Annotated in this window: 22 protein-coding genes, 5 tRNA genes and 1 pseudogene; 18 read left to right on the top strand and 10 right to left on the bottom strand. The window is 61.4% G+C overall.

Features of this window, described 5'->3' with window-relative positions; genetic code table 11:
* The first annotated feature begins 185 nt into the window (after positions 1–185).
* From BM026_RS15490 to BM026_RS15475, 4 genes are all read left to right on the top strand, one after another.
* Positions 186–261 (top strand) — tRNA-Asn (locus BM026_RS15490).
* A 10-nt stretch (positions 262–271) separates the two neighbouring features.
* Positions 272–348 (top strand) — tRNA-Pro (locus BM026_RS15485).
* 5 nt (positions 349–353) lie between these two features.
* A tRNA-Lys gene (locus BM026_RS15480) sits at positions 354–429 on the top strand.
* A 94-nt stretch (positions 430–523) separates the two neighbouring features.
* Positions 524–600 (top strand) — tRNA-Pro (locus BM026_RS15475).
* Between the two features lie 193 nt (positions 601–793).
* Here BM026_RS15475 and BM026_RS15470 read toward each other — a convergent pair.
* The 3 genes from BM026_RS15470 to BM026_RS15460 are packed head-to-tail and all read right to left on the bottom strand — an operon-like array spanning position 794 to position 3,012.
* Positions 794–2,092: an NAD(P)/FAD-dependent oxidoreductase gene (locus BM026_RS15470; protein WP_093529232.1), complete on the bottom strand. Its 1,299-nt coding sequence runs from the start codon at positions 2,090–2,092 to the stop codon at positions 794–796.
* Between the two features lie 60 nt (positions 2,093–2,152).
* Entirely contained in the window at positions 2,153–2,326 is a 174-nt protein-coding gene (locus tag BM026_RS15465; RefSeq protein ID WP_046034083.1) for a DUF3094 family protein, read from the bottom strand.
* 56 nt (positions 2,327–2,382) lie between these two features.
* Positions 2,383–3,012, bottom strand: a complete 630-nt coding sequence (locus BM026_RS15460) for a DUF1780 domain-containing protein (protein WP_010213242.1) — start codon at positions 3,010–3,012, stop codon at positions 2,383–2,385.
* Positions 3,013–3,113: 101 nt separating this feature from the next.
* Here BM026_RS15460 and BM026_RS15455 point away from each other — a divergent pair, with 101 nt between their 5' ends.
* Together BM026_RS15455 and BM026_RS15450 are read left to right on the top strand one after the other, a co-directional pair.
* Entirely contained in the window at positions 3,114–3,803 is a 690-nt protein-coding gene (locus BM026_RS15455) for an energy-coupling factor ABC transporter permease (protein ID WP_093529229.1), read from the top strand.
* A 66-nt stretch (positions 3,804–3,869) separates the two neighbouring features.
* Positions 3,870–4,085, top strand: coding sequence for a hypothetical protein (locus BM026_RS15450; RefSeq protein ID WP_003171680.1), 216 nt, complete (start codon positions 3,870–3,872; stop codon positions 4,083–4,085).
* Here BM026_RS15450 and yacG read toward each other — a convergent pair.
* From yacG to BM026_RS15430, 4 genes are read right to left on the bottom strand one after another with little or no spacing between them, the layout of a single operon-like run.
* Entirely contained in the window at positions 4,082–4,282 is a 201-nt protein-coding gene (yacG, locus tag BM026_RS15445; protein ID WP_003188437.1) for a DNA gyrase inhibitor YacG, read from the bottom strand. The two genes, BM026_RS15450 and yacG, sit on opposite strands and share 4 nt — an antisense overlap.
* Positions 4,279–4,902, bottom strand: a complete 624-nt coding sequence (gene coaE, locus BM026_RS15440; RefSeq protein WP_071491080.1) for a dephospho-CoA kinase — start codon at positions 4,900–4,902, stop codon at positions 4,279–4,281. The genes yacG and coaE overlap by 4 nt, the downstream gene beginning before the upstream one ends.
* The gene (locus tag BM026_RS15435) at positions 4,899–5,765 is read right to left on the bottom strand and encodes a prepilin peptidase (RefSeq protein ID WP_093119924.1); all 867 of its coding nucleotides are present in this window, start codon (positions 5,763–5,765) and stop codon (positions 4,899–4,901) included. Before BM026_RS15435 ends, coaE begins: the two co-directional genes overlap by 4 nt.
* Positions 5,762–6,970 carry a type II secretion system F family protein gene (locus BM026_RS15430; protein WP_093119922.1) on the bottom strand — a complete coding sequence of 403 codons (1,209 nt, stop codon included), beginning with the start codon at positions 6,968–6,970 and terminating at the stop codon, positions 5,762–5,764. Before BM026_RS15430 ends, BM026_RS15435 begins: the two co-directional genes overlap by 4 nt.
* A gap of 193 nt (positions 6,971–7,163) precedes the next feature.
* Between BM026_RS15430 and BM026_RS15425 the strand changes: the two genes are divergently transcribed.
* From BM026_RS15425 to BM026_RS15410, 4 genes are all read left to right on the top strand, one after another.
* Entirely contained in the window at positions 7,164–7,586 is a 423-nt protein-coding gene (locus tag BM026_RS15425; RefSeq protein ID WP_093119920.1) for a pilin, read from the top strand.
* A 35-nt stretch (positions 7,587–7,621) separates the two neighbouring features.
* Entirely contained in the window at positions 7,622–9,022 is a 1,401-nt protein-coding gene (locus BM026_RS15420) for an O-antigen ligase family protein (RefSeq protein WP_093529226.1), read from the top strand.
* Between the two features lie 48 nt (positions 9,023–9,070).
* Positions 9,071–9,143: transfer RNA gene (locus BM026_RS15415), tRNA-Thr, on the top strand.
* 144 nt (positions 9,144–9,287) lie between these two features.
* On the top strand, positions 9,288–9,593 hold the full coding sequence (locus tag BM026_RS15410; protein ID WP_033903347.1) for a DUF6388 family protein: 306 nt from the start codon (positions 9,288–9,290) through the stop codon (positions 9,591–9,593).
* Between the two features lie 47 nt (positions 9,594–9,640).
* On the opposite strand, the gene nadC is transcribed toward BM026_RS15410, so the two are convergent.
* The gene (gene nadC / locus BM026_RS15405; RefSeq protein ID WP_093119916.1) at positions 9,641–10,489 is read right to left on the bottom strand and encodes a carboxylating nicotinate-nucleotide diphosphorylase; all 849 of its coding nucleotides are present in this window, start codon (positions 10,487–10,489) and stop codon (positions 9,641–9,643) included.
* Between the two features lie 190 nt (positions 10,490–10,679).
* Between nadC and BM026_RS15400 the strand changes: the two genes are divergently transcribed.
* The 6 genes and pseudogenes from BM026_RS15400 to BM026_RS15380 all read left to right on the top strand — a co-directional run bounded on the left by BM026_RS15400 (position 10,680) and on the right by BM026_RS15380 (position 17,087).
* On the top strand, positions 10,680–12,830 hold the full coding sequence (locus tag BM026_RS15400; RefSeq protein ID WP_093529223.1) for a DUF1631 domain-containing protein: 2,151 nt from the start codon (positions 10,680–10,682) through the stop codon (positions 12,828–12,830).
* 61 nt (positions 12,831–12,891) lie between these two features.
* Entirely contained in the window at positions 12,892–13,455 is a 564-nt protein-coding gene (gene ampD / locus BM026_RS15395) for a 1,6-anhydro-N-acetylmuramyl-L-alanine amidase AmpD (protein ID WP_071491087.1), read from the top strand.
* Positions 13,452–14,288: a regulatory signaling modulator protein AmpE gene (ampE, locus tag BM026_RS15390; protein ID WP_092240660.1), complete on the top strand. Its 837-nt coding sequence runs from the start codon at positions 13,452–13,454 to the stop codon at positions 14,286–14,288. Before ampD ends, ampE begins: the two co-directional genes overlap by 4 nt.
* Positions 14,289–14,532: 244 nt before the next feature.
* A pseudogene (locus tag BM026_RS29620) lies at positions 14,533–15,624 on the top strand (methyl-accepting chemotaxis protein); the annotation flags it as partial.
* Entirely contained in the window at positions 15,601–16,530 is a 930-nt protein-coding gene (locus BM026_RS29615; RefSeq protein ID WP_371914362.1) for a methyl-accepting chemotaxis protein, read from the top strand. The pseudogene BM026_RS29620 and the gene BM026_RS29615, both read left to right, overlap by 24 nt.
* 125 nt (positions 16,531–16,655) lie before the next feature.
* Positions 16,656–17,087: a hypothetical protein gene (locus BM026_RS15380; RefSeq protein WP_092240664.1), complete on the top strand. Its 432-nt coding sequence runs from the start codon at positions 16,656–16,658 to the stop codon at positions 17,085–17,087.
* Here the strand turns inward: BM026_RS15380 and BM026_RS15375 are convergent.
* Together BM026_RS15375 and cra are read right to left on the bottom strand one after the other, a co-directional pair.
* Positions 17,034–17,810, bottom strand: coding sequence for a TatD family hydrolase (locus BM026_RS15375; RefSeq protein WP_092240666.1), 777 nt, complete (start codon positions 17,808–17,810; stop codon positions 17,034–17,036). The genes BM026_RS15380 and BM026_RS15375 overlap by 54 nt on opposite strands.
* A 2-nt stretch (positions 17,811–17,812) precedes the next feature.
* Complete coding sequence (gene cra, locus BM026_RS15370) at positions 17,813–18,808, bottom strand: catabolite repressor/activator (RefSeq protein WP_071491092.1); 996 nt, start codon at positions 18,806–18,808, stop codon at positions 17,813–17,815.
* Positions 18,809–19,103: 295 nt separating this feature from the next.
* Between cra and ptsP the strand changes: the two genes are divergently transcribed.
* Together ptsP and pfkB are read left to right on the top strand one after the other, a co-directional pair.
* The gene (gene ptsP / locus BM026_RS15365) at positions 19,104–21,962 is read left to right on the top strand and encodes a phosphoenolpyruvate--protein phosphotransferase (RefSeq protein WP_093529219.1); all 2,859 of its coding nucleotides are present in this window, start codon (positions 19,104–19,106) and stop codon (positions 21,960–21,962) included.
* Complete coding sequence (gene pfkB / locus BM026_RS15360; protein ID WP_093529216.1) at positions 21,963–22,883, top strand: 1-phosphofructokinase; 921 nt, start codon at positions 21,963–21,965, stop codon at positions 22,881–22,883. It abuts the gene before it with no gap.
* The last annotated feature ends 3 nt before the right edge of the window (positions 22,884–22,886 follow it).

Below are 22,886 nucleotides of genomic sequence, written 5' to 3'. Positions count from 1 at the left end.
ACGGGTTTCTTCTCCCCAAGAAGAAATCAGAAACAAGCGCAAATCATTGTCTTAAAAGCAATTTAAGGGGTTGACAGGGGTTTTTAAGATTGTAGAATAGCGCGCCTCAGAGACATGAACGTAGCGATACGGGCAAGTCGAAGAGAAGGTAGTAAGCAGCAACGTAGTACTTTGAAATATGTAGTTCCGTGATAGCTCAGTCGGTAGAGCAAATGACTGTTAATCATTGGGTCCCAGGTTCGAGTCCTGGTCACGGAGCCAATTTCAATATCGGGGTATAGCGCAGTCCGGTAGCGCGCCTGCTTTGGGAGCAGGATGTCGGGAGTTCGAATCCCCCTACCCCGACCATATTTGGGTCGTTAGCTCAGTTGGTAGAGCAGTTGGCTTTTAACCAATTGGTCGTAGGTTCGAATCCCACACGACCCACCATTTTTGAGACCAGTTAGCGCTGGAATCGAATCTTAAGATCAGAGGCCAAAAGCACTGATCGAAGAAGGCGACTGAGAGGTCGCCTTTTTTTTACCGGGGTATAGCGCAGTCCGGTAGCGCGCCTGCTTTGGGAGCAGGATGTCAGGAGTTCGAATCCCCTTACCCCGACCATATTAAAAATCCTCGTATCGAAAGATACGGGGATTTTTTTTGTGCGTGCAAAACTCAAGTCCAGTGAAAATCAAATGTGAGAGGGGGCTTGCCCCCGATGGCAGTGTGTCAGTCGACAAATCAATGACTGCTTCACCGCAATCGGGGGCAAGCCCCCTCTCACATTTATTGAGTGCCCTCAGGGGCCGAGTTGTCAGTGAAGTTTGAGTCGCGGCTCGGTGCCACGCCCAATCTTGCTCCCCAGCATCAGCATCGCCGTACGGAAGAACCCATACAGCGCCATCTGGTGCATGCGATACAGCGACACATAGAACATCCGCGCCAGCCAGCCTTCCAGCATCACGCTGCCGGTGAGGTTGCCCATCAAGTTACCGACCGCCGAGAACCGCGACAGCGAGATCAACGAGCCGTAGTCGGTATATTTGTAGGAAGGCAGGTCCTTGCCCTCGATACGCAGCTTCAGCGACCTGGCCAGCAACGAGGCCTGCTGGTGAGCCGCCTGGGCCCGTGGCGGCACGTTGCGGTCGGTGCCCGGTTGCGGGCAGGCGGCGCAGTCGCCGAAGGCGAAGATGTTCTCGTCGCGGGTGGTTTGCAGCGTTGGCAAAACCTGCAATTGATTGATGCGGTTGGTTTCCAGGCCATCGATGTCCTTGAGGAAACCCGGCGCGCGAATGCCGGCAGCCCATACCTTGAGGCTGGCCGGGATCACTTGGCCACTGCTGGTGATCAGCGCATCGGCCGTCACTTCGCTGACCGCCGAGTTGGTCAGTACCGTCACCCCAAGCTTTTCCAGGGTTTTATGCACAGGCCCGCCAATACGCTCCGGCAGGGCCGGCAGTACTCGTGGGCCGGCTTCGATCAGGGTGATGTGCATGTTTTCCGGCTTGATACGGTCCAGGCCATAGGCCGCCAGCTCATGGGCGGCGTTATGCAGTTCGGCGGCCAGCTCGACCCCGGTGGCACCGGCGCCGACGATGGCGACGCTGATTTTTTCTACCACGTCAGTCTGCCCGGCATGGGCGCGCAGGTAGTGGTTGAGCAGCTGCTGGTGGAAACGTTCGGCCTGCTTGCGGGTGTCGAGGAACAGGCAGTGCTGCGCCGCACCTTCGGTGCCGAAGTCGTTGGTGGTGCTGCCGACCGCAATCACCAGGCTGTCATAGCCCAGCACGCGCGCGGGCACCAGTTCACGGCCTTCTTCGTCGAGGGTGGCGGCCAGCTGGATCTTCTTCTGTTCACGATTAAGCCCGCTCATGCGCCCCAGTTGGAACTCGAAGTGGTTCCATTTGGCCTGGGCAACATAATTGAGTTCGTCTTCCGAAGAGTTCAGCGAGCCGGCCGCCACTTCGTGCAGCAGTGGCTTCCAGATATGGGTCAGGTTGGCGTCCACCAGCGTGATGCTGGCGGTGCCGCGCTTGCCCAGGGTCTTACCCAGGCGGGTAGCCAACTCCAGGCCGCCGGCGCCGCCGCCGACGATAATAATACGATGGGTCATGGGGATATCTCGCAAGGCTAAAAGAAATCGGAGCAGTTACCCCCGCGAGCGCCAGGCAGCTCATAGCGTCAGGTAACTCAAAAGGCGACTCAGCAAGCCGAGGCCGATTACCACGGCAAGCACCACGCCGAGGAGCAGCCACGGCCGGAAAGGCTTGCGCTCGACTCGGTTCTGGGAGAGTTGCAGGTACTCTTCGACATGCTGTTGGTCATCGGGGTTCAGGCGGCTGGTCATAAAGGCCTCGTCAGGTAGACGTTGCAAAAGGGCGCCACGTTACAGTCCGGGTGGGCTCAGAGGCTGATACCTACGTCGAACACTATGCTGCGGCCCAGGTTGTTGCGCAAGAAATCCGGTGCGTCGGGGTGAGCGAACAGCACCCGTGCAAAGGTCGGCCCCACCAGCGACAGCGAGCGCCAGCCCTGGCGCAGGTATTCCGTGGGCGGCGGAAAATGGCTGTTGAGGTCGAGCACTTCGCGCTTGAGGCTGGTGAAAGCGACGATATCCAGCTCGCCCAGGTCCATTCCGCGCTCTTTATAGTTATGCGCCTTCTTGCGCAGCGTGGGCGCCAGGCGCAGCAGAAACTCGTGGGCCGGGATGCGCCTCGGCTTGGCTTCGCGCCGTACCAGTTGGCTCAGGGAAAACGCACTGCGCCGACGCAGCAGTTCGTCGCGCCATTCGTCATTCAGGCGGCGACCCTCGTCCAGCACGAAAAACACCTCAAAGCTGGCGTCGCGAAACAGCACGTCCGGCGGCTCTTGCCCGGCGGCGTGGAATTCTTCGGCACGGTAGGGCACGTTCAAGCCTTGCAGCAGGCGCTGGCAGACCCAACGCTCACGCTCCCATTTGCGGGCATTGGACAAGAACGCGTTGGCTTGTTCGGCCGCTACGGTGAGCAGGCGCAAGTAATCTGAGTCATCCATAGCTAGCAGCTTAGCGCCCAAACGATGACCGCAGGAAGTACCCCTGTGAAACGTCGGTGTAGACTGATCATCCGACTCTATTCGACCCGGGGAGTATCGCCGTGATCAGTGCCGCCATGTTGGCGCCGACAACCATGAGCATCGGCTCGCTCCTGTACGCGCCGGTGGTACTGTGGGCGATCCTGCGTTCGCCGTGGGTCGAGTTGTTCGCCGACCGGCGCCGCCAGCATTTGCTGTTCGGCACGGTGTTCGCGTTGTTCATGCTGTGGCTGGTGCGGCGGGATTTTGATACCGGCGTGTCCTACCACTTCATCGGTATGACGGCCGTGACCTTGTTGCTGGACTGGCCCCTGGCAATTGTCGGTGGTTTTGCCGCCCAGTTGGGCTTGATGCTGTTGGGGCGCCAGGATCTCGCTGCCCTGGGCGTCAATGGCCTGTTGCTTATCGGGTTACCGGTGCTGGTCACTGAAACCTGCGCGCTGCTGGTCGAGCGTGCCCAACCGCGCAATCCCTTCGTGTATATCTTCTGTTCCGGTTTTTTCGCGGCAGCCCTGTCGGCGCTCTTGTGCCTGCTGTGTGGGCTGGGGCTGTTGTGGTTCGACGGCCGTTTCACCATGCCGGAATGGCTGGAGGATTTCGTCGGCTACCTGTGGTTGATCATCTTCCCCGAGGCCTTTATCAACGGCATGGTCATCAGTGCCCTGGTGGTGTTTTGCCCCGAATGGCTGGAGACCTTCAACCGCACGCGCTACCTCTCGGCGCCCTGGAAGGACGACGATTCGCAGCGTTGACCTGGATCAAATCCCGCGCCGCCGAGCAGGCCCATGCTCTGCGAAATTTTTCCAGGAGCGCGGATCATGAGTGTGTACGAATGGGCTCGGCAGGAGTTGCGCAGAAGCCAGGATGCGGCACAGGAAATCGGTTTTGACCCAGGCCTGACCTTGCGCGCCATGCTCAGCGCAGTGGTGCAGCAGAGCAAGGGGGTGCGCAGTTTCGAAGACCTGGCCGACGAGCTGCAATACCTTGCAGAGAACCTCGACGACCAGCAGGAATACGCCTTCATGCGCCCTTAGTGGCGCGGGGGCAGGTCTTCGGAAAACAGCTCGTCTTCGGCATCCGGGGCTACGGGAATCTTGTGTTCTTCAGCGGCCCAGGCGCCCAGGTCGATGAGTTTGCAGCGGTCCGAGCAGAACGGCCGGTTGAGGTTGGTCGCTTTCCATTCCACGGGTGCGCCGCAGGTCGGGCAGTCGACGGTCAAGGGTTGGCTCATGATCGGCCTCCACGCAAAGTAAGGTAAAAGTGGTGCAGTCGCTCGACCTCGCTGTGCAGCCAGGCAAGGTCCTGGTCATTGACCAGTACATCATCGGCATGTTTCAGGCGGTCTTCGCGGCTGGATTGGGCCTTGAGGATCGCCTGCACCTGTTGCTCGTTGATGCCGTCGCGCTGCAGGGTACGCTGAATCTGCAGCGATTGCGGCACGTCGATCACCAGGATGCGCTGGGTCATGCTGTACTGGCCGGATTCGATCAGCAGCGGCGACACCAGTATCGCGTAAGGCGATTTTGCGCGTGCCAGGTGGCTGCGGATCTCCTCGCCAATCAACGGGTGCAGCAAGGCTTCGAGCCAGCGCCGCTCTTCGGGTACTTCAAAGATCAGCTTGCGTAATGCGGCGCGGTCCAGTTGGCCGTCTGGCTGAAGTACGCCAGCACCAAAGTGCTCGGCGATGCGCTCCAATGCCGGCCGACCAGGCTCTACTACCCAGCGGGCGGCGTGATCGGCGTCCACCAAGTCGATACCCAGGTCGATAAAGTGTTGGGCCGCCGCGCTTTTGCCGCTGCCGATGCCGCCGGTAAGGCCTAGAATCCAGGGTGTTGCAACGCGAGTGGTCATCTGAAACCGACAGACTGCAAATAGAAGTCGCTTATTTGACCACCCCAGAGCAATGCAATCCAGCCGGCAGTCGCCAGATACGGTCCAAAAGGCATCGGTGCCGATGCCAGGGTGTTGCGCAGGCGCATCAGGATCAAGCCGACAAATACCCCGACCAGTGACGACATCAACAGCGTCATCGGCAGGATCTGCCAGCCACCCCAGGCGCCGAGCACCGCCAGCAACTTGAAGTCGCCGTGGCCCATGCCGTCCTTGCCGGTGGCCAGCTTGAACAACCAGAACACGCTCCACAGGCTCATGTAGCCAATCACGGCGCCCCACAGGGCGTCGGCCAATGTTGTCAGCAGGCCGAAACTGTTGACGATCAGTCCCAGCCACAGCAGCGGCATTACCAGCACATCCGGCAGCAGTTGATGGTCGGCGTCGATCAGGCTCATCGCCAACAACCCCCAACTCAGCACCATCACCATTCCTGCCTGCCAGCCAACTCCGAAATGCCAGGCCACCCAGGCCGAGATCAAGCTGCACACCAGTTCCGTGAGGGGGTAGCGGATGCTGATCGCCCCTTGGCAATGCGCGCAGCGGCCGCGCAGGAACAGGTAGCTGAGCAGCGGGATATTTTCCCATGGGCGTATGGGATGGTTGCAGTGTGGGCAGCAGGAGTTGGGCTGCATCAGGTTGTAGGTCGGCCCGGCTGGTTCTGCGGGCAAGCCCAGCACTTCATGGGCCTGGGCGCGCCATTCCCGCTCGAGCATTTTCGGCAGGCGCCACACCAGCACGTTTAGAAAACTGCCGACGATCAGCCCCAGCACCGACGCTATCGCAACAAACGCCCAGGGATGCTCGCCCAGCAGCAGGCTCAAAATGCGCTCCCCAGTTGGAATACCGGCAGGTACATGGCAATCACCAGCGCGCCGACGATGCCCCCCAGTACCACCATGATCAGAGGCTCCATCAGGCTAGTGAGGTGATCGACCAGGGTGTCCACATCGGCCTCGTAATGGTTGGCGACCTTCTCCAGCATGCGGTCAAGCGTGCCCGACTCTTCGCCGATGGCCGTCATCTGGATGGCCATGCCGGGAAACAGGCCGCTGACGGCCATGGATTGATTCAGTTGCATGCCAGTGGATACGTCGTGTCGCATATGCTCGATTGCCTGTCTGAACGGCCCAGAACCGGCGGCCCCGGCCACCGAGTCCAGCGCCTGCACCAATGGAACACCGGCGGCGAAGGTGGTGGACAGCGTGCGGGCGTAGCGGGCCACGGCCGATTTTCTCAGCAGTTTGCCTGCAACGGGTGCTTTCAACAAACCGGCATCCAGCCACAGCTGGAAAGCCGGTAAGGCATGGTAGGCGTGGCGCAACCCAAAACCCGCGGCAAGCAGGCCCAGTGCCACGCCCCACCAGGCTCGCTGCATGAACTCGGACAAAGCGATCACCTGCAAGGTGAAGCCGGGCAGTTTGCCGTCGACTCCGGCGAACAGGCTTTGGAACTGCGGCACTACGTGGACCAGCAGCACGCCGGTGACCAGGCTGGCGACTATCAGCACGGTGATCGGATAGGTCATGGCTTTTTTGATCCTGGCCTTTAACTGCTCGCTCTTTTCCCTATGAATCGCTACGCGCTCCAGCAAGGTTTCAAGGGCACCGGCCTGTTCGCCGGCCGCCACCAGGTTGCAATACAACTCATCGAAACAGCGCGGATGCTTGCGCAACGCGTCGGCAAGGCTGGTGCCAGCGGCGATTGACTGTTGCAACCCCTGTAGCAGCTCGCGCAGCGTAGCGTTGTCAAAGCCTTCGCTGATGATGTCGAGGGCTTGCAGCAGCGGAATCCCGGCCTTCAGCAAGGTTGCCAGTTGGCGCGTGAGCAGGGTGATATCCGCTGATTTGATAGATGGCTTGAGGCCCGCTAGAACTGGAGAATGCTTGCGTACAAGCCCTGGGCTGATGCCTTGTCGGCGTAGCTGAGCCTTGACCAGGGCAGGGTTGTGCCCGGTGCTGTGCCCGGACACCCTGCGCCCTTTGCGGTTGATGCCTTCCCAAGCGTAGATCGTTGAAGCGTTGTCCATGTCACCGTTCCGCACAGAGGTCGTTGAAGATGTATAGCTTAGTCAGGTGACGGATTCGGACAGGCGGGCGGTGGCGGATAAAATGTCAGAATGTGCGTCCTGTGCGCGATTGACGGCCTGCGGATGAGTACACTGGCGCCGCTGCACAACACGGGGCGCAGGAAGCGCCTTGTCATGAGTTCTATCCTGGAGAGTGAATGTGAGACGTCAAAAAGGTTTTACCCTGATCGAGCTGCTGATTGTCGTTGCAATCATCGGCATTTTGGCCACCATTGGCCTGCCCATGTACACCACGCACCAGGCCAAGGCCAAGTTCACTGCAGGGCTGGCTGAAATCACCGCGTTGAAGCCCGGGTATGAAGACACCCTCAACCAGGGCACAGTGCCGACCTTGGCATTGATCGGCGGCACTAGCCCCACCGCCAATTGCACGATCAACGTGACAGGGGATGTGGCTACCGGCGCGGGCACCATCAGTTGCGAAATACTCGACGCCCCTGCGCCGGTGTTGGGCAAGACCATCAGCCTGACGCGCAACGCCACCACCGGTTGGAAATGCAGCACCACCGCTGATGCGAAATATGTTGCCAAGGGCTGCGGCGCCGACGGGGCATAGTTGCCGAACCATCCACAGGGAAGTTGAGGCGGCCGATGGCTTTATCTATACAGCAGCGTGGCAGTGTTTTCCTGGTGACAGTGGTGTGCCTGCTGGTGGCCGGAATATGTGCACCCTTCAGTGGGCATGATTTGCAGCGGGCTATGCAGATTGCCATCGGAGCGTGTGCGGTGCTGTATGGGGTGTCCGTGGTCCCTGTCGGCCAATTGTTGGACAGGCCAACCGCCCTGGGCCTGATACTGATTATCGTGCTTGGCCTGGTGTCATCCATGCTGGCCCATCAGCCGCTCTGGGCACTTGCCGAAATGGCGCTGTTTGTCAGTTGCGGGTCGATTGCCGTGGCGTTTGCCTTGCTGCGTCGCCAGGGTGGTGAGCCTTTGGATCGCGCCTTGGTCATGGTGGTGCTGCTGCTGTGTTTGATCAAGTCGATTCAATACCTGTATGCAGGCACACTCGTGTTTATCAGCGCTGAACGTACGCTTGACCCTGACCTGCTGCTGTCCGGTTTTTCCAACAAGCGTTTCTACGGCCAGTTTCAGACGTTCACGCTGTCGCTGTTGGTGCTTCCTTTGTTGATCCCTGTGATCTCGCGTCCGCTCAAGGGGGCGGTGTTCGCGTTGCTGTGCGTGTGGTGGATGATTGCGATCGCCGGTGGTACGCGCGGTACCTGGCTTGGCATGTGTGTGGCCGGGGGTGTGCTGGCGGTACTTGGCGCCTCGGGGCGACGATGGCTGGGTTGGCAACTGGCCGCGATGTTTGGCGGGCTGCTGCTGTACTGGCTGGTGTTTACGGTAGTGGCGGATTACCTGGGGGTCGAGGTCTCCAAGAGCGCCAGTGACCGCCTCACCACCTCCCTGTCGGGCCGCGGTCCGATCTGGTGGCAGGCTTGGCATATGATCGTGGAGTGTCCATGGTTGGGCTTCGGACCGATGCATTTTGCCGATATTGCCAATGAAATCGCCGCTCATCCGCACCAGGCCATCCTGCAATGGGCGAGTGAATGGGGTGTGCCATCGGCCTTGTGCGTGGTGGCTCTGGCGTGGCGAGGCGGCTGGGCGACGTTCAGCGTGTTGCGTGAACGAGCGCTTTCCAACACTCGTGCTGATCTGTTGCGGCTATGCCTGTTTGCGGCCTTGGTAGGGGCGTTGGTGCAGTCCATGGTCGACGGCGTGATGGTGATGCCCAATTCCCAGGTCTGGCTGGCGCTGGTGGTGGGCTGGCTGATGGCGTTGCATGTGTGGAAAACCCCGGGAACCGCCGCGTTGCCACTGGCCTGGGCAGCCTGGAAAGTGCTGAGTGTGCTGGCTGTCGGTCTGCTGGTTTTTATCGCAGCTCGCGATGTGCCTCACATCAAGCAAGCCCAGCAGCAGTACCTGGACACTCATGTCGGCCTGCTGCAACCCCGTTTCTGGGCCCAGGGCGTGATTGCGCGCTGAAGGCCGCAAGTTGCCGGACTCCCAATGCAGTGCTAGCTTTAGCCCATCGCCCGTGTAGCTCAGTCGGTAGAGCAGCGCACTCGTAACGCGAAGGTCGCAGGTTCGATTCCTGTCTCGGGCAAAAAGGCACCATGGCAACACCGTTTTCAGATGATCCCAGAATGGTTCTGAAGGCCAGACGAGCCGGCATTTGAGCCTGCTCTTTTGTATCTGCGCAACCTTGATGACCCAGATGCATCCCCATTCCTCGATCTAAGAGAACAACATGACCACGACTGAAATGACCCAGGAAGTTCGGCATCAAGCAGCCCTCGAAAAATACCTCGAGGAATCGCCGCAGCTTAAAGAAGAGATCAAGGACCTGAGCGCCGATGATCAGCGCGACCAGATCCAGTGGGCATTCGAGGATGAAGCCGAGAGCCAGGGCTATCAGCCTTGGGAGCTGACCCTCAAGTACACCTCGACACCGGAAGAATTCGAAGCGGCACGACTGGCCTTGCACAAAGAGGCGGCCGAAGTGCTGGGTGTCGAATGGGAAGAGTACTGCGAGATGAATGACCTTGTAGTCTGAAGTGTGTAGTGAGCGGGCTGCCCCCGCTCACTACCGCTTGCAACGGTCTAGATACTCAGGCGCATCGACAAATCCACCGCCTTCACATCCTTGGTCATCGCGCCAATCGAGATGTAGTCCACCCCTGTCTCCGCGATGGGCAGCAGGGTGTCTTCATTGATCCCGCCGCTGGCTTCCAGCTTGGCCTGGCCGCCGTTCAGGCGCACGGCTTCACGCATGTCTTCCAGGCTCAATTCATCCAGCATGACGATGTCCGCACCTGCGGCCAGGGCTTCGCGCAGTTCATCCAGGCTTTCCACTTCGATTTCCACCGGCTTGCCGGGTGCGATCCGGTGTGCGGCCGCAATCGCCTGGGCAATGCCGCCGCTGGCCGCGATATGGTTTTCCTTGATCAAAAAAGCGTCATACAAACCAATGCGGTGGTTGTGGCAGCCGCCGCAGGTCACTGCGTACTTCTGCGCCAGGCGCAGGCCCGGCAGGGTTTTGCGGGTATCCAGCAGCTTGACCTGGGTGCTGGAAACAAAGTCCGCCAGAAATTGGGCACGCGTGGCGACGCCGGACAGCAGTTGCAGGAAATTCAGTGCGCAGCGTTCGCCGCTGAGCAGCGAGCGCGCCGGGCCTTCAAGGTGGAACAGCACCTGGTTGGGGCTGACGCGTTCGCCATCGGCCACCTGCCAATGCACGGCTACCCGTGGGTCCAGCTGGCGGAACACCGCATCCACCCAGGCGGTGCCGGCGATCACTGCGGCATCGCGGGTGATGATGGTGGCCGTGGCCAGCCGTTCGGCCGGGATCAACTGCGCAGTGATGTCGCCGCTGCCGATGTCTTCCAGCAGTGCGCGGCGCACGTTGGCTTCGATTTCGGCGGTGAGGTCGGCAAGACGGAGATTCGGCATAACAGGCTCCACAGACAAAGTGCCCCGATTATAGGGGCAGTGCGCGTCTGAACCCAGCGACCTGCTCATTTACCGCCAAATGACAGAGTGTGCTGGCGCAAACCCCCTTGTTTGCAAGATAATCTCGCGCCTTGCAATTGGCGTCATAGCTTTGACGTCTCGCCCAATACCGCCGTTTCAGGAGGCCAGGATGCACAATGACGGAAAGGTGGTGCCAATCAAGAAGGCGCATGCCACGCCATCGCCGCTCGCCCGACTGCCGGTGGTGTTGCTGCAGGTTCGCGACAAAGCGGCGCAACAGTTGCAGCAAGGGTTGCAGGAGCTGTTCGATAACGCCGACGACACACTGTTCGAAATGGCCGACAAGGCGCGCAACAACCTCGATCACCATATTTTCTTTGAAGCCATGCGTGATCTGCGCCTCAAGCGTAAGAATTTCGAACGTGTGTTCATGGAGCGTCTTTTCGACGCCTTTGCCAGTCTGGGCCAGGCAGGGCGGGGCGAGCTGCAACTGGTGCCGGTGGTTTCCTACGACGGCGTGCCGGGTTCGACCAGGGACGACCTGGAAAAAGCCGTGGCGCTTGAAGCCATGTTGGGTCGGGTGCGCCACCGTGACGGCCTGGCTCTTGCGCAACTTACGGCACGCTTGAGCGCTTTACTGGGCAACCGTCTGGATGATCGTGAGAACCCGCTGGGGCCGGCGCTGCTGTGTGAGTTTTTCCTGCGGGCGGGGCGCAGCCTGGGCGTGGAGATCCGCGTCAAACTGGTCATGCTCAAGCTCTTTGAAAAATACGTGCTCAGTGATGCCGACCAGCTATACGGTGAAGCCAATCAACTGCTGGTCGCAACCGGCGTCTTGCCTGAACTCAAGGCCGTACCGTCACGGCGCATCGATGGGCGTGCGGCACCCGAGCATCCGCGCGAAGCAACTTCGCCAGTCGCCGACCGGTCCGGTGACGAAAATGGCCAGGAAGCCTTCGCCGCGCTTCAGCCGTTGCTGACGGCGGTGCGTGGCAGCGTGGCGCCGACGCTTGAGGCCAGCGCCGAGCCGTTGCCCATTTCCACCCAGGACCTGCTGCGCCTGCTCTCCCATTTGCAGCAGTACGTGCCGGAGCCTGAGTCGGAGGACGATTTCGACCTGCGCAGCCAGCTTGAACAATTGCTCACCCGTGTCAGCGTCAAGAGTGGTAAGTCGCGGGTGGTGGAGGACGCGGACGAAGACGTGATCAATCTGGTCGCGTTGCTGTTTGAGTTCATCCTCAATGACCGTACCGTGCCCGATGCCTTCAAGGCCCTGATCGGCCGCTTGCAGATCCCTCTGCTGAAAGTGGCGTTGCTGGACAAGAGTTTTTTCAGTCGCGCCAGCCATCCGGCGCGGCGCCTGCTCAATGAAGTCGCGACCGTCGCCATGGGCTGCAGCCCGTGTGATAGCCAGGCATGCGACCCTCTCTACCTGCGCATCGAGCAAGTGGTGCAGCGCCTGCTCAACGAATTTGTCGAAGATCCGGCGATTTTTTCTCAATTGCTCGCCGAGTTCAGCGCGTTTTCCGCCGATGAACGTCGGCGCAGCGACTTGCTCGAACAGCACACCCGCGATGCCGAAGCCGGGCGTGTGCGCACTGAAGCCGCCCGCCAGCGTGTGGCTGATGTGCTGAATAAACGGCTGTTGGGCAAGGTCCTGCCGCGTCCTGTGGTGCAGTTCCTGCAACAGGCCTGGAGCCAGGTGTTGCTGCTGGCGAGCCTCAAGCACGGCGAGCAGTCAGTGCAATGGCAAGCTGGGCTGCGCACCATGGACGAGTTGATCTGGAGCGTCGGCCTGCAGCAGGACACCGAGGCCGGGCGACGTTTGCTGGACCAACTGCCGGGGTTGCTCAAGGCCTTGCGCGACGGTTTGACCAGCGCGGCGTTCGACCCCTTCAGCACCCGAGAATTCTTTGTGCGCTTGCAGGCGTTGCATATCCAGGCACCTGAAGGCGTTGATGAGCTGATCGAGGTGCGTGAGCCATTTGTGCTGAGTACGGCGTCACCCGACCCGGTCACCGAGCTGCCGGGTAACGATCCTGACCTGTACAAGGCTCTCCAACTCAAGGTGGGCGACTGGGTACTCTTCCAGGAAGGCCAGGCCAGCACGCTGCGCTGCAAGCTGACAGCGATCATGGCGCCGGCCAACACTTATGTGTTCATCAGCCGCACGGGGCTCAAGGTGTTGGAAAAGAGCGCCGGCCAACTGGCAATGGCGTTCAAGCGTGGCGCACTGCACACGCTGGAAGACGGGCCCCTGTTCGAGCGCGCCCTGACTGCTGTGGTGGACAAGCTGCGTCAACTCAATCGCGGCAAGTGATCGCAACCGGAGGGTCTAACGCGGCATACTGGTCACACTTTGTATCGTTCAAGGAACCTGTATGCAGTTGGACCCCACCAGCGGTTGGTGCCAGGGCATCCGTCATTGCCCGTCGCCCAACTTCAACGAGCGCCCCGCCGGCGAAATCTCACTGTTGGTGGTGCATAACATCAGCCTGCCACCGGCGCAGTTCGCCACCGGCAAAGTGCAGGAATTTTTCCAGAACCGCCTGGATGTCACGGAACATCCCTACTTTGAAGGGATTGCAGACCTACGGGTATCAGCGCATTTTCTGATTGAGCGTGATGGCGCTGTGACGCAGTTTGTATCCTGCATCCACCGTGCCTGGCACGCCGGGGTGTCGTATTTCGAGGGGCGGGACACCTGCAATGATTTTTCCCTGGGGATAGAGCTGGAGGGCACGGATGATCTGCCGTTCACCGACGCTCAATATGCCGCACTGATCGACCTGACCCGCCAGTTGCTGGTGGCTTACCCTGGCATCACCCCTGAGCGCATTTGTGGTCACAGCGATATCGCTCCGGGACGCAAGACCGATCCCGGTCCCGCTTTTGATTGGACGCGCTTTCGCAGCGCCCTGCAGGATGGAGGACACGCACGATGAGTTTCCTGGTGTTGGTGCTGGCTGTATGGATCGAGAAGTTTTCGGCCCTGCGCCAGCGGTTGCAGCGAGATGGTGGTTGGTTGCGCGAACTGGCCAAGCTGGAATCGAGCCCGCGCATGGGCAAGCAGCCCTGGCTGATTCTGGCGTTGCTGGTGTTGTTGCCGGTGGCCTTGCTGGCGCTGTTGCTGCTGGTGTTGGAGCCGGTGGCGTACGGGCTGCTGGCGCTACCGGTGCACCTGTTGGTGGTGATCTACAGCCTGGGTCGTGGTGACCTGCTCGCCGGGCTTGGTCCGTTCCGCGATGCCTGGCGACGGGGTGACCTGCAGGCCGCCGAGCATGTGACCGAACGTGACCTGAGCCTGAGCGCCGACAGTGGCGAGCAATTGCTCGAACGCGTCCAGGGTCATCTGTTATGGCAGGCCTACCAGAGTTTTTTCGCGGTGATTTTCTGGTACTTCCTGCTGGGCCCGGTTGCCGCACTGGCTTATCGGCTGCTCGCACTGGCCAGTGAACACAGCAAAAACCCTTTGGTAGCCGAGCGGGCCGGGCAACTGCGCCACGCGTTCGATTGGCTGCCGGTACGCCTGCTGGCCGCCAGCTTTGCCCTGGTCGGAAATTTCGTTGCGGTCAGCCGTGTGATGCTCCATGAACTGCTGAGCTGGGACATCAGCGCCGCACAACTGGTGGAAAAAGTCGGCCTGGTCGCCGCCGAAATCCCACCCCCTGCGGTCGGTCCCGATGGCATCAACAGCCTGGACCGACTCTGGGAACTGCTGCTACGCGCAGCGGTGCTGTGGTACGCCGGCTTCGCCATCTGGACCGTCCTACCCTGACCCTGTAGAAGCCGGCTCGCCGTAGTGAGCAGTCTCGCCTGTGGCGAGCGGGCTTGCTTGTGGCGAGCGGGCTTGCCCCGCGCTGGGCTGCGAAGCAGCCCCACCAACCATTAACCTTAAGTTACAAAACTCCCTCTCAAATTGAGCTATACAGATGCTGGCTAACTGCCGCCCTGCACCTCAATAAAAATAAAAGAAAGGGAGTTCACCTGTGAAGAGCTTGCTCTATCCCGCCGTCGCCTTGATGAATCGCCTGAGCTTCGGCATGAAGTTCAGCCTGATCAGCGTGTTGTTCCTGCTACCGATGCTGGCAACCAACTATTACTTGGTGCGTGACTCATGGCGTGAATTCCAGGGCACTCGCGTCGAACTGCAAAGCCTTGATTTACTTGGCAGCAGCCTGGCCCTGCGCCGCGACCTGGAAACCCTCAACAACCAGGTACAGATCAACGCCACCCTCGGTCAGTCCGGCAAGGCCGGCGATCTTGACGGCAAGATCAGCGCCCTGGAACAAAGCGTGCTCAACCGCCTGCAGGGCCTCAACGCTATGGCCACCGAGCCCGAGCAGATTGCGGCTTTCAATGCCAAGCGCGACGAGTTGATTTCGGCCTTCAAGACCCAGCAACAGGAAACGTCGCTGCTGAGCAAAAGTGCATTGATCGGCAAGTTGCTCAACAAGGCGCAGATGCTCAGCCAGATCGTCGCCAGCCAATCCGGGCTCAGCCGAGACGCCCAGAGTGACCTGCGCCAACTCGGCGAGCTGATCACCAGCGTCACCCCGCAAGTCACCCAGGCCCTGGGCGAAGGCCGGGCGATGGGCGCGTATTCCCTGGGCCAGGGTTTTCTCAATTCTTCGTCAAGCACACGGTTTGACGAGCTTTTACAGCAACTGGAAAAACTCCAGGCCGAATATGGCCTGAAGTTGCAGGATGCCTTGGGCTCCAGTACCGCAGCCCACGCGGCACTCGACAACCTCGCCACGGCCAGCAACGCCAGCCTCAAGCATGGCAGCGAGTTGTTTGAAGAGCAGGTGGTGATGGCCGAAACGCTCGACGCACCCTGGCAGGGTTTCTACGACGGCGTCAGCCAGTTGATGGCCCTGACCTATCAGCTGGATGACGCCACCCTGGCGTTCCTCGGACAGCAGTTGGAGCAACGCCTGGCGCAAAACCGCACGCACATGGTGGTGCTCGTGTCGGCCCTGAGCGCCGTGTTCTTGCTGATCTTCTATTTGTACGCCGGTTTCTACGCGTCCACCCGCACCACGCTGCGGCGCCTGGGGGCGATGATGGACAAGGTGGCGGCCGGCGACATGACCGTCACTTTTGTTGCGCATAGTCGCGATGAGTTGGGCGACCTGGGCCAGGTGTTCAACGGCACCGTGGCGAAGATCCATGACCTGATCGAGCGCGTCGGGCACACCGTCAGCCAGGTCGAGCTCCAGGCCGGCCAGGTGGAAACGATCTCGGCTCAGAGCAACCAGGCGGTGTCCGGGCAGCGTAGCCAGATCGAGCAGGTGGCAACGGCCATGAACCAGATGTCGTCCACTGCCCAGGAAGTCGCGCGCAGCGCGGCGGCGGCAGTCAGCAGTGCACACAGTGTCAATGATGAAACCGTCAGTGGCCGTGGCCTGGTGCAATCCCAGCAGGGCAGCATCGCGCGGCTGGCCTCGGAGATCGATGAGTCGGTACGGGTGATCAACCAGTTGGCCACTGACAGCCAGTCCATCAGCAGCGTACTGGAGGTGATCAAAAGCATTGCCGAGCAAACCAACCTGCTGGCACTCAATGCGGCCATCGAAGCCGCGCGTGCCGGTGAACAGGGGCGTGGTTTTGCAGTGGTGGCCGACGAGGTGCGCACCCTGGCCCGGCGCACTCAGCATTCCACTGAAGAAATCGAACAGATGATCAGCCGCCTGCACAGCGGTGTGGCAGCCGCCGTGAAAACCATGGGCACCAGCCATTCCATGGCCAGTGGCACGGTCGGGCAGTCGGAAAAGGTCCAGCAGGCACTGGAAAATATTCTTGGCGCCGTGGGCATGATCGTCGACCAGAACCAGCAGATTGCCGCCGCCGTGGAGCAACAGACCGCCGTCGCCCACGACATTGACCAGAACATCGTCGAAATCAACCGCGCCGGCGAGCATGCGGCCCAGGGCGCACACCAGACCGAAGCGGCGAGCCGGCAGCTATCGATGCAGGTGATTGAGTTGAAGCAATTGATCGGTGCGTTTCGAGTGTAGGAAATGTAGGTAGGGCGTATTGCTTGCCGGTGTAGCGCTTGTCCTGATTTCCGTGGGTGTCTTTTCTGGCTGGGTGAATGGGTGAGAATTTGTTTCAGACAAATTCAAGTTCAGGGAGCACGGCGATGACCATTGCGGTCGGCATCAAAGGGCATTGCGCCCATTGTGATATCAGGTTTGAACTCAAGCCTTGGCAGTTGAATGCCATCGCCATCGAAGAGCCCTTCGATTGCCCGTATTGCCAGCAGTTCCTGCAGTTGAGTTGCCCTCGGCAATTGCGGGCGTTCAAGTTGTTGGGGCATTGGGCGCTGGTGCAGCCGAGCATGGCGGTGTTCACCTGCATGGTGCTGATCGTGGCACTGGTCACAGAATGGGTGGGGTTGATCACGGTAGTCGGGCAGTTCAACGTGTCACTGCTGGTGCTGCTGGTGCATTTCCTGGCGCTGCGCTATGCCCGTTACCGGCAGCGGATCACGTTGGATCTGCAAGTGGTCGCGCCAGTCTTACCAATTGAACAGCTCGCACGCATTGCGTGTGCTCGCCTCAGCCAACGATAGCGGGCTGATGCCCATGCGCTCGGCCAGGGCGGTGCAGATGGCCGGCAGGTGTTCGGGGCTGTTGCGTTGGCCCGGGAACATGGCCGGCGCCATATCGGGTGAGTCGGTTTCCAGCACCACCGCATCCAGCGGCAGTTGCGCCAGCACCTTGTGCATGCGCAAGGCCTGGGGCCAGGTGGGGGCGCCGCCCAACCCCAATTTGAAGCCGAGCTTGATGTACTCGCGAGCCTCTTCGAGGCTGCCGGCAAACGCATGGATGATGCCGCCGCGGGGCAGGCGGATGCGCTTGAGGGTGGCGATCACGGCGGCGTGGCTGCGGCGCACGTGCAGCAACGCCGGCAGTTGGACGTCCACGGCCAGTTTGAGTTGGGCTTCAAACAGGCTTTGCTGGCGTTCGCGGTCCAGTTGTTCGAGGAAGTAATCCAGGCCTATTTCCCCCACGGCGCACAGTTGCCGATGGCCGTGCAGGCGCATCAACCAATCGCCCAACGCCGTCAGGTCAGCGGGGCGATGATCGTCGAGGTACACCGGGTGCAGGCCAAAGGCGGCGAACAAACCTTCGTCCGCTTGCACCAGGTCCCACACTCTTTGCCAATTCTGCTGATACACCCCCAACACCACCATGCGCCGCACGCCCAGCGCTCGGCTGTGGGCGAGGACTTCCCGGCGATCGCTGTCGAAATCCGGGAAGTCCAGGTGCGTATGGGTGTCGATCAGCTCCACGCTCAAGCCTCGTGAATACGCTGCTTGAACGTCCGGCCGATGGCATGCACGCCGGGTTGATACTGTTCTTCTTCGATCGCCGCCAGGGCCAGGCGCAGGGCGGTATCGGCGATCAGTTGATGCTGCTGGGCCATGGCGTTGACCGGCAGCGGCAGGAAGTCCAGCAACTGGGTATCACCAAAGGTTCCCAGGCGCAGCGGGCGCGACTTGAGCGGGAAGTCATGCAGTGCGTCGAACACGCCTTGCAGCAGCACGTAGGACGTGGTTACCAGCGCGTCAGGCAAATGCCCCAGTCGCTGGAGAAGTTGCTCCATCAGCTGTCGGCCGCAATCGCGACTGAAGGCTTCTGCGTGTTCAACGATCACCTCGCCGGTGAACCCGGCAAGGGCTTCACGGAAACCAGCGGCACGTTCCTGGCTGATGCTCAGCTCGGGTCGTGCGCCGATCAGCACGATCTGCTTGGGCAACGGTTGCAGCAGGCTGCTGGTCAATTGCTGGCACGCCTGGCGGTCGTCGCTGACCACCGAACAGAACTGATCCGCACCCATCACCCGGTCGATGGCAATCACCGGCAACCCCTTGGCTTGCAGCTCGCGATAACTGTCATCGCTGGCCGGCAGGCAACTGGCGACGAACAGCGCATCACAACGCCGCGCGCGGAACAGTTGCAGCAACTGGCGTTCGCTGTCGGCGTCATCGTCGGAGCTGGCGATCAGCAACTGATAGCCCCGCGCCCGTGCACCTTGCTCCAGGAGCTTGGCGATGCGTGCGTAACTGGGGTTTTCCAGGTCGGGCAGGATGAAACCCAGGGTGCGCGTGTGCCGACTGCGCAGCCCGGCGGCCTGTGGGTTAGGAGTAAAGCCATGGGCTTCGACGACAGCCCGCACCCGTTCGACGGTGGCGTTGCTGATGCGTTGCTGTTCGGCCTTGCCGTTGATGACGTAGCTGGCGGTGGTCACGGACACACCGGCCAGACGGGCGATATCACTGAGTTTCAAACCGGGATTTCCTTGTTTTCTGGAGCTTGCCCCCGACATTTTGTCCAATCGTAACCGATTCCAGCACTCGACTAATGTCTCAGCTCAAGTGCCGAGTGGTTGTTCAAGGATGCGCAATTAACGCGTAATCTGCCATAAATTCTAGATTAAACGTTTCAGCCAGCGTATTTTTACGACGTTCGCGACTGAGTAGCTACTGCCAACTGACTGCTCAGTCAGCTATTGATGCACACCCATTACACTGTTTGTTTAAAACAATACCTAGTGCGGTCACCGCACTAACTAGGAGAACGGCATGCTTGAGCTCACTGTAGAGCAGATTTCCATGGGCCAGGTGGCTGTGGATAAATCTGCTGCCTTGCACCTGCTCGCTGACAAACTGGTGGCTGATGGCTTGGTCGCCGAGGGTTATCTCAGTGGCTTGCAGGCCCGTGAAGCCCAGGGCTCGACCTTTCTCGGCCAAGGTATTGCCATCCCCCACGGCACCCCCGAAACCCGCGACCAGGTGTTCTCTACCGGCGTGCGCCTGCTGCAGTTCCCCGAAGGGGTGGACTGGGGCGACGGCCAGATCGTGTACCTGGCCATTGGCATTGCCGCCAAATCTGACGAACACCTGCGCCTGTTGCAACTGCTCACCCGTGCCCTTGGCGAAACCGACCTGGGCCAGGCATTGCGCCGTGCCGGAAGCGCCGAAGTCCTGCTGAAACTGCTGCAAGGCGCACCGCAGGAACTGGCGCTGGATGCGCAGATGATCAGCCTGGGTGTGTCCGCCGACGACTTCGAAGAGTTGGTCTGGCGCGGCGCACGCCTGTTGCGCCAGGCCGATTGTGTGAGCAATGGTTTCGCCGCCGTGTTGCAGCAGGTTGACGCGCTGCCCCTGGGCGATGGCCTGTGGTGGTTGCACAGTGAACAGACCGTCAAGCGCCCGGGCCTGGCGTTTGTCACCCCGGACAAGCCCATGCGTTACCTCGGCCAGCCGCTCCATGGCCTGTTCTGTCTGGCCAGCCTCGGTGAAGCCCACCAAGCGCTGTTGGAGCGCCTGTGCGCCTTGCTCATCGAAGGTCGCGGCCAGGAACTGGGCCGCGCCACCAGCAGCCGTGCCGTGCTCGAAGTGCTTGGCGGCGAACTGCCTCCGGACTGGCCCAGCGCCCGCGTCACCCTGGCCAACGCCCATGGCCTGCATGCACGTCCGGCGAAGATCCTCGCGCAGTTGGCGAAAAGTTTTGAAGCCGACATCCGCGTGCGCATCGTTGACGGCCCGGTCGGCGCCGTGTCGGTTAAAAGCCTGAGCAAGCTGTTGAGCCTCGGCGCACGGCGTGGCCAGGTGCTGGAGTTTGTCGCCGAGCCGACGATTGCCGGCGATGCGCTGCCCGCGTTGCTCGCCGCTGTGGAGGAAGGCCTCGGTGAAGAGGTCGAGCCGCTACCGACGGTCAGCGCCCAACCGGCAGCCCTGGATATCGAGCCGGTTGTCAATGCGCCGACCAGCGGCAGCCAGGTCCAGGCCATTGCCGCCGCACCGGGCATCGCTATTGGCCCCGCGCATATCCAGGTTCAGCAAACGTTCGATTACCCCCTGCGCGGCGAATCCTCCGCTATTGAGCGCCAGCGCCTGCACAGTGCCCTGGGCGAAGTGCGCCGCGACATCCAGGGCCTGATCGAACGCAACCCTTCCAAGGCGATCCGCGAGATTTTCATCACCCACCAGGAAATGCTCGACGACCCGGAACTCACCGACGAAGTCGACACCCGCCTCAAGCAAGGCGAGAGCGCCGAAGCCGCGTGGATGAGTGTGATCGAAGCGGCCGCCCGGCAGCAGGAATCGTTGCAGGACGCCTTGCTCGCCGAGCGCGCCGCCGACCTGCGTGACATCGGCCGCCGTGTATTGGCGCAACTGTGCGGCGTCGAAACCGCCCAGGAGCCGAGCGAGCCCTACATTCTGGTGATGGACGAGGTCGGTCCGTCGGACGTGGCGCGTCTTGATCCCGCGCGCGTCGCCGGCATCCTCACCGCCCGAGGCGGCGCGACGGCCCACAGCGCCATCGTCGCCCGTGCCCTCGGTATCCCGGCGCTGGTCGGCGCCGGCCCGGCGGTGTTGCTGCTGGCCTCCGGCACCCCCTTGCTGCTGGATGGCCAGCGCGGTCGCCTGCATGTCGACCCCGATGCCGCCACCCTGCAACGCGCCACGGTCGAGCGCGACACCCGCGAACAACGCTTGCAAGCCGCTTCGGCGCAACGCCATGAACCGGCGCTGACCCGCGACGGCCATGCCGTGGAAGTGTTCGCCAATATCGGCGAAAGCGCTGGGGTTGCCGGCGCGGTGGAACAGGGCGCCGAAGGCATCGGCCTGCTGCGCACCGAACTGATTTTCATGGCCCACCCGCAGGCGCCGGACGAAGCCACCCAGGAGGCCGAATACCGCCGCGTGCTCGACGGTCTTGGCGGTCGCCCGCTGGTGGTGCGTACTCTCGATGTGGGCGGCGACAAACCGTTGCCGTATTGGCCGATTGCCGAGGAAGAAAACCCCTTCCTTGGCGTGCGCGGCATCCGTCTCACCCTGCAACGCCCGCAGATCATGGAAGCACAATTGCGCGCGCTGTTACGGTCCGCCGATAGCCGCCCGCTGCGCATCATGTTCCCCATGGTCGGCAGCGTCGACGAATGGCGTGCCGCCCGTGATATGACCGAGCGCCTGCGCCTGGAAATCCCGGTGGCGGACCTGCAACTGGGGATCATGATCGAAGTGCCCTCGGCGGCCTTGCTCGCGCCGGTGTTGGCCAAGGAAGTGGATTTCTTCAGCGTCGGCACCAACGACCTGACCCAGTACACCCTGGCCATCGACCGTGGTCACCCCACCTTGTCCGCCCAGGCCGATGGCCTGCACCCGGCGGTGCTGCAACTGATCGACATCACCGTGCGCGCCGCCCATGCCCATGGCAAATGGGTGGGGGTGTGCGGCGAGCTGGCGGCGGACCCGCTGGCGGTGCCGGTGCTGATCGGTCTGGGTGTGGATGAGTTGAGCGTGTCGGCCCGCAGCATTCCGGAAGTGAAGGCGCGGGTGCGTGAATTCAGTCTGAGCGAGGCCCAGGGCCTGGCGCAACAAGCACTGGCGGTGGGCTCGCCCGCCGAAGTGCGTGCCCTAGTGGAGGCCGTGTAGATGGCAAGGATTCTGACCCTGACGCTGAACCCGGCGTTGGACCTGACGGTGCGCCTGGCGCACCTGGAACCGGGTGAAGTGAACCGCAGCGAAACCCTGCTGACCCATGCCGCCGGCAAGGGTGTGAATGTGGCGCAGGTGCTGGCGGATTTGGGCCATCAGGTGAGCGTGGGCGGTTTCCTCGGCGAGGCGAACCCCCAGGCCTTCGAGGCACTCATCGCCCGCCGTGGGTTTGGTGACGCGTTCATTCGCGTGCCGGGCGAAACCCGCAGCAATATCAAGATTGCCGAACAGGACGGCCGTGTCACCGATATCAATGCGCCGGGGCCGGTGGTCAGTGACGCGGCGCAAGCCGCGCTGCTCAAGCGCATCGCCGATATCGGTGCGCAATTCGATGCGGTGGTGGTGGCCGGCAGCCTGCCGCGTGGCATCAGCCCGCAGTGGTTCCAGGGGCTGTTGGAGCAACTGAAAAACCTCGGGTTGAAAGTCGCCCTGGACACCAGCGGCGAAGCACTGCGCGCCGGTTTGAAGGCGGGTCCGTGGATGGTCAAGCCCAACACTGAAGAACTGGCCGATGCCCTGGGTCATGCCCTGGATGCAATCAGCCAACTGCATCGGCAAGGTGTGGAACATGTGGTGGTTTCCGATGGCGCTGCCGGCGTCACTTGGTACCGCCCAGGCGCGGCGTTGCAGGCCACGCCGCCAAAGGTGACGGTGGCCAGTACCGTCGGTGCCGGTGACTCGCTGCTGGCCGGCATGCTGCACGGCCTGCTCAGCGGCGATACCCCGGAACAGACCTTGCGCCGTGCCACGGCAATTGCCGCCATGGCCGTGACGCAGATCGGTTTTGGCATCAGCGATGACGCGCAGTTGGCGCGCCTCGAAAGCGGCGTCCACGTGCGCACGCTGACAGAACAATAAGAG

The sequence above is a fragment of the Pseudomonas sp. NFPP24 genome (assembly GCF_900112095.1).
Taxonomy (GTDB): Bacteria; Pseudomonadota; Gammaproteobacteria; order Pseudomonadales; family Pseudomonadaceae; genus Aquipseudomonas; species Aquipseudomonas extremorientalis.
The sequence above is the reverse complement of the archived record's forward strand: the minus strand, read 5'-3'. Positions and strand labels throughout refer to the sequence as shown.

What these genes read in the sequence shown, in the direction of transcription:
- BM026_RS15420 (WP_093529226.1), top strand. Translation starts at nt 7,622, where the DNA reads ATGGCTTTATCTATACAGCAGCGTGGCAGTGTTTTCCTGGTGACAGTG.
- ptsP (WP_093529219.1), top strand. Translation starts at nt 19,104, where the DNA reads ATGCTTGAGCTCACTGTAGAGCAGATTTCCATGGGCCAGGTGGCTGTG.
- nadC (WP_093119916.1), bottom strand. Translation starts at nt 10,489, where the DNA reads ATGCCGAATCTCCGTCTTGCCGACCTCACCGCCGAAATCGAAGCCAAC.
- yacG (WP_003188437.1), bottom strand. Translation starts at nt 4,282, where the DNA reads ATGAGCCAACCCTTGACCGTCGACTGCCCGACCTGCGGCGCACCCGTG.
- BM026_RS15410 (WP_033903347.1), top strand. Translation starts at nt 9,288, where the DNA reads ATGACCACGACTGAAATGACCCAGGAAGTTCGGCATCAAGCAGCCCTC.
- BM026_RS15465 (WP_046034083.1), bottom strand. Translation starts at nt 2,326, where the DNA reads ATGACCAGCCGCCTGAACCCCGATGACCAACAGCATGTCGAAGAGTAC.
- BM026_RS15450 (WP_003171680.1), top strand. Translation starts at nt 3,870, where the DNA reads ATGAGTGTGTACGAATGGGCTCGGCAGGAGTTGCGCAGAAGCCAGGAT.
- BM026_RS15470 (WP_093529232.1), bottom strand. Translation starts at nt 2,092, where the DNA reads ATGACCCATCGTATTATTATCGTCGGCGGCGGCGCCGGCGGCCTGGAG.
- coaE (WP_071491080.1), bottom strand. Translation starts at nt 4,902, where the DNA reads ATGACCACTCGCGTTGCAACACCCTGGATTCTAGGCCTTACCGGCGGC.
- ampD (WP_071491087.1), top strand. Translation starts at nt 12,892, where the DNA reads ATGCAGTTGGACCCCACCAGCGGTTGGTGCCAGGGCATCCGTCATTGC.
- BM026_RS15430 (WP_093119922.1), bottom strand. Translation starts at nt 6,970, where the DNA reads ATGGACAACGCTTCAACGATCTACGCTTGGGAAGGCATCAACCGCAAA.
- BM026_RS15400 (WP_093529223.1), top strand. Translation starts at nt 10,680, where the DNA reads ATGCACAATGACGGAAAGGTGGTGCCAATCAAGAAGGCGCATGCCACG.
- BM026_RS29615 (WP_371914362.1), top strand. Translation starts at nt 15,601, where the DNA reads ATGACCGTCACTTTTGTTGCGCATAGTCGCGATGAGTTGGGCGACCTG.
- ampE (WP_092240660.1), top strand. Translation starts at nt 13,452, where the DNA reads ATGAGTTTCCTGGTGTTGGTGCTGGCTGTATGGATCGAGAAGTTTTCG.
- pfkB (WP_093529216.1), top strand. Translation starts at nt 21,963, where the DNA reads ATGGCAAGGATTCTGACCCTGACGCTGAACCCGGCGTTGGACCTGACG.
- BM026_RS15380 (WP_092240664.1), top strand. Translation starts at nt 16,656, where the DNA reads ATGACCATTGCGGTCGGCATCAAAGGGCATTGCGCCCATTGTGATATC.
- BM026_RS15460 (WP_010213242.1), bottom strand. Translation starts at nt 3,012, where the DNA reads ATGGATGACTCAGATTACTTGCGCCTGCTCACCGTAGCGGCCGAACAA.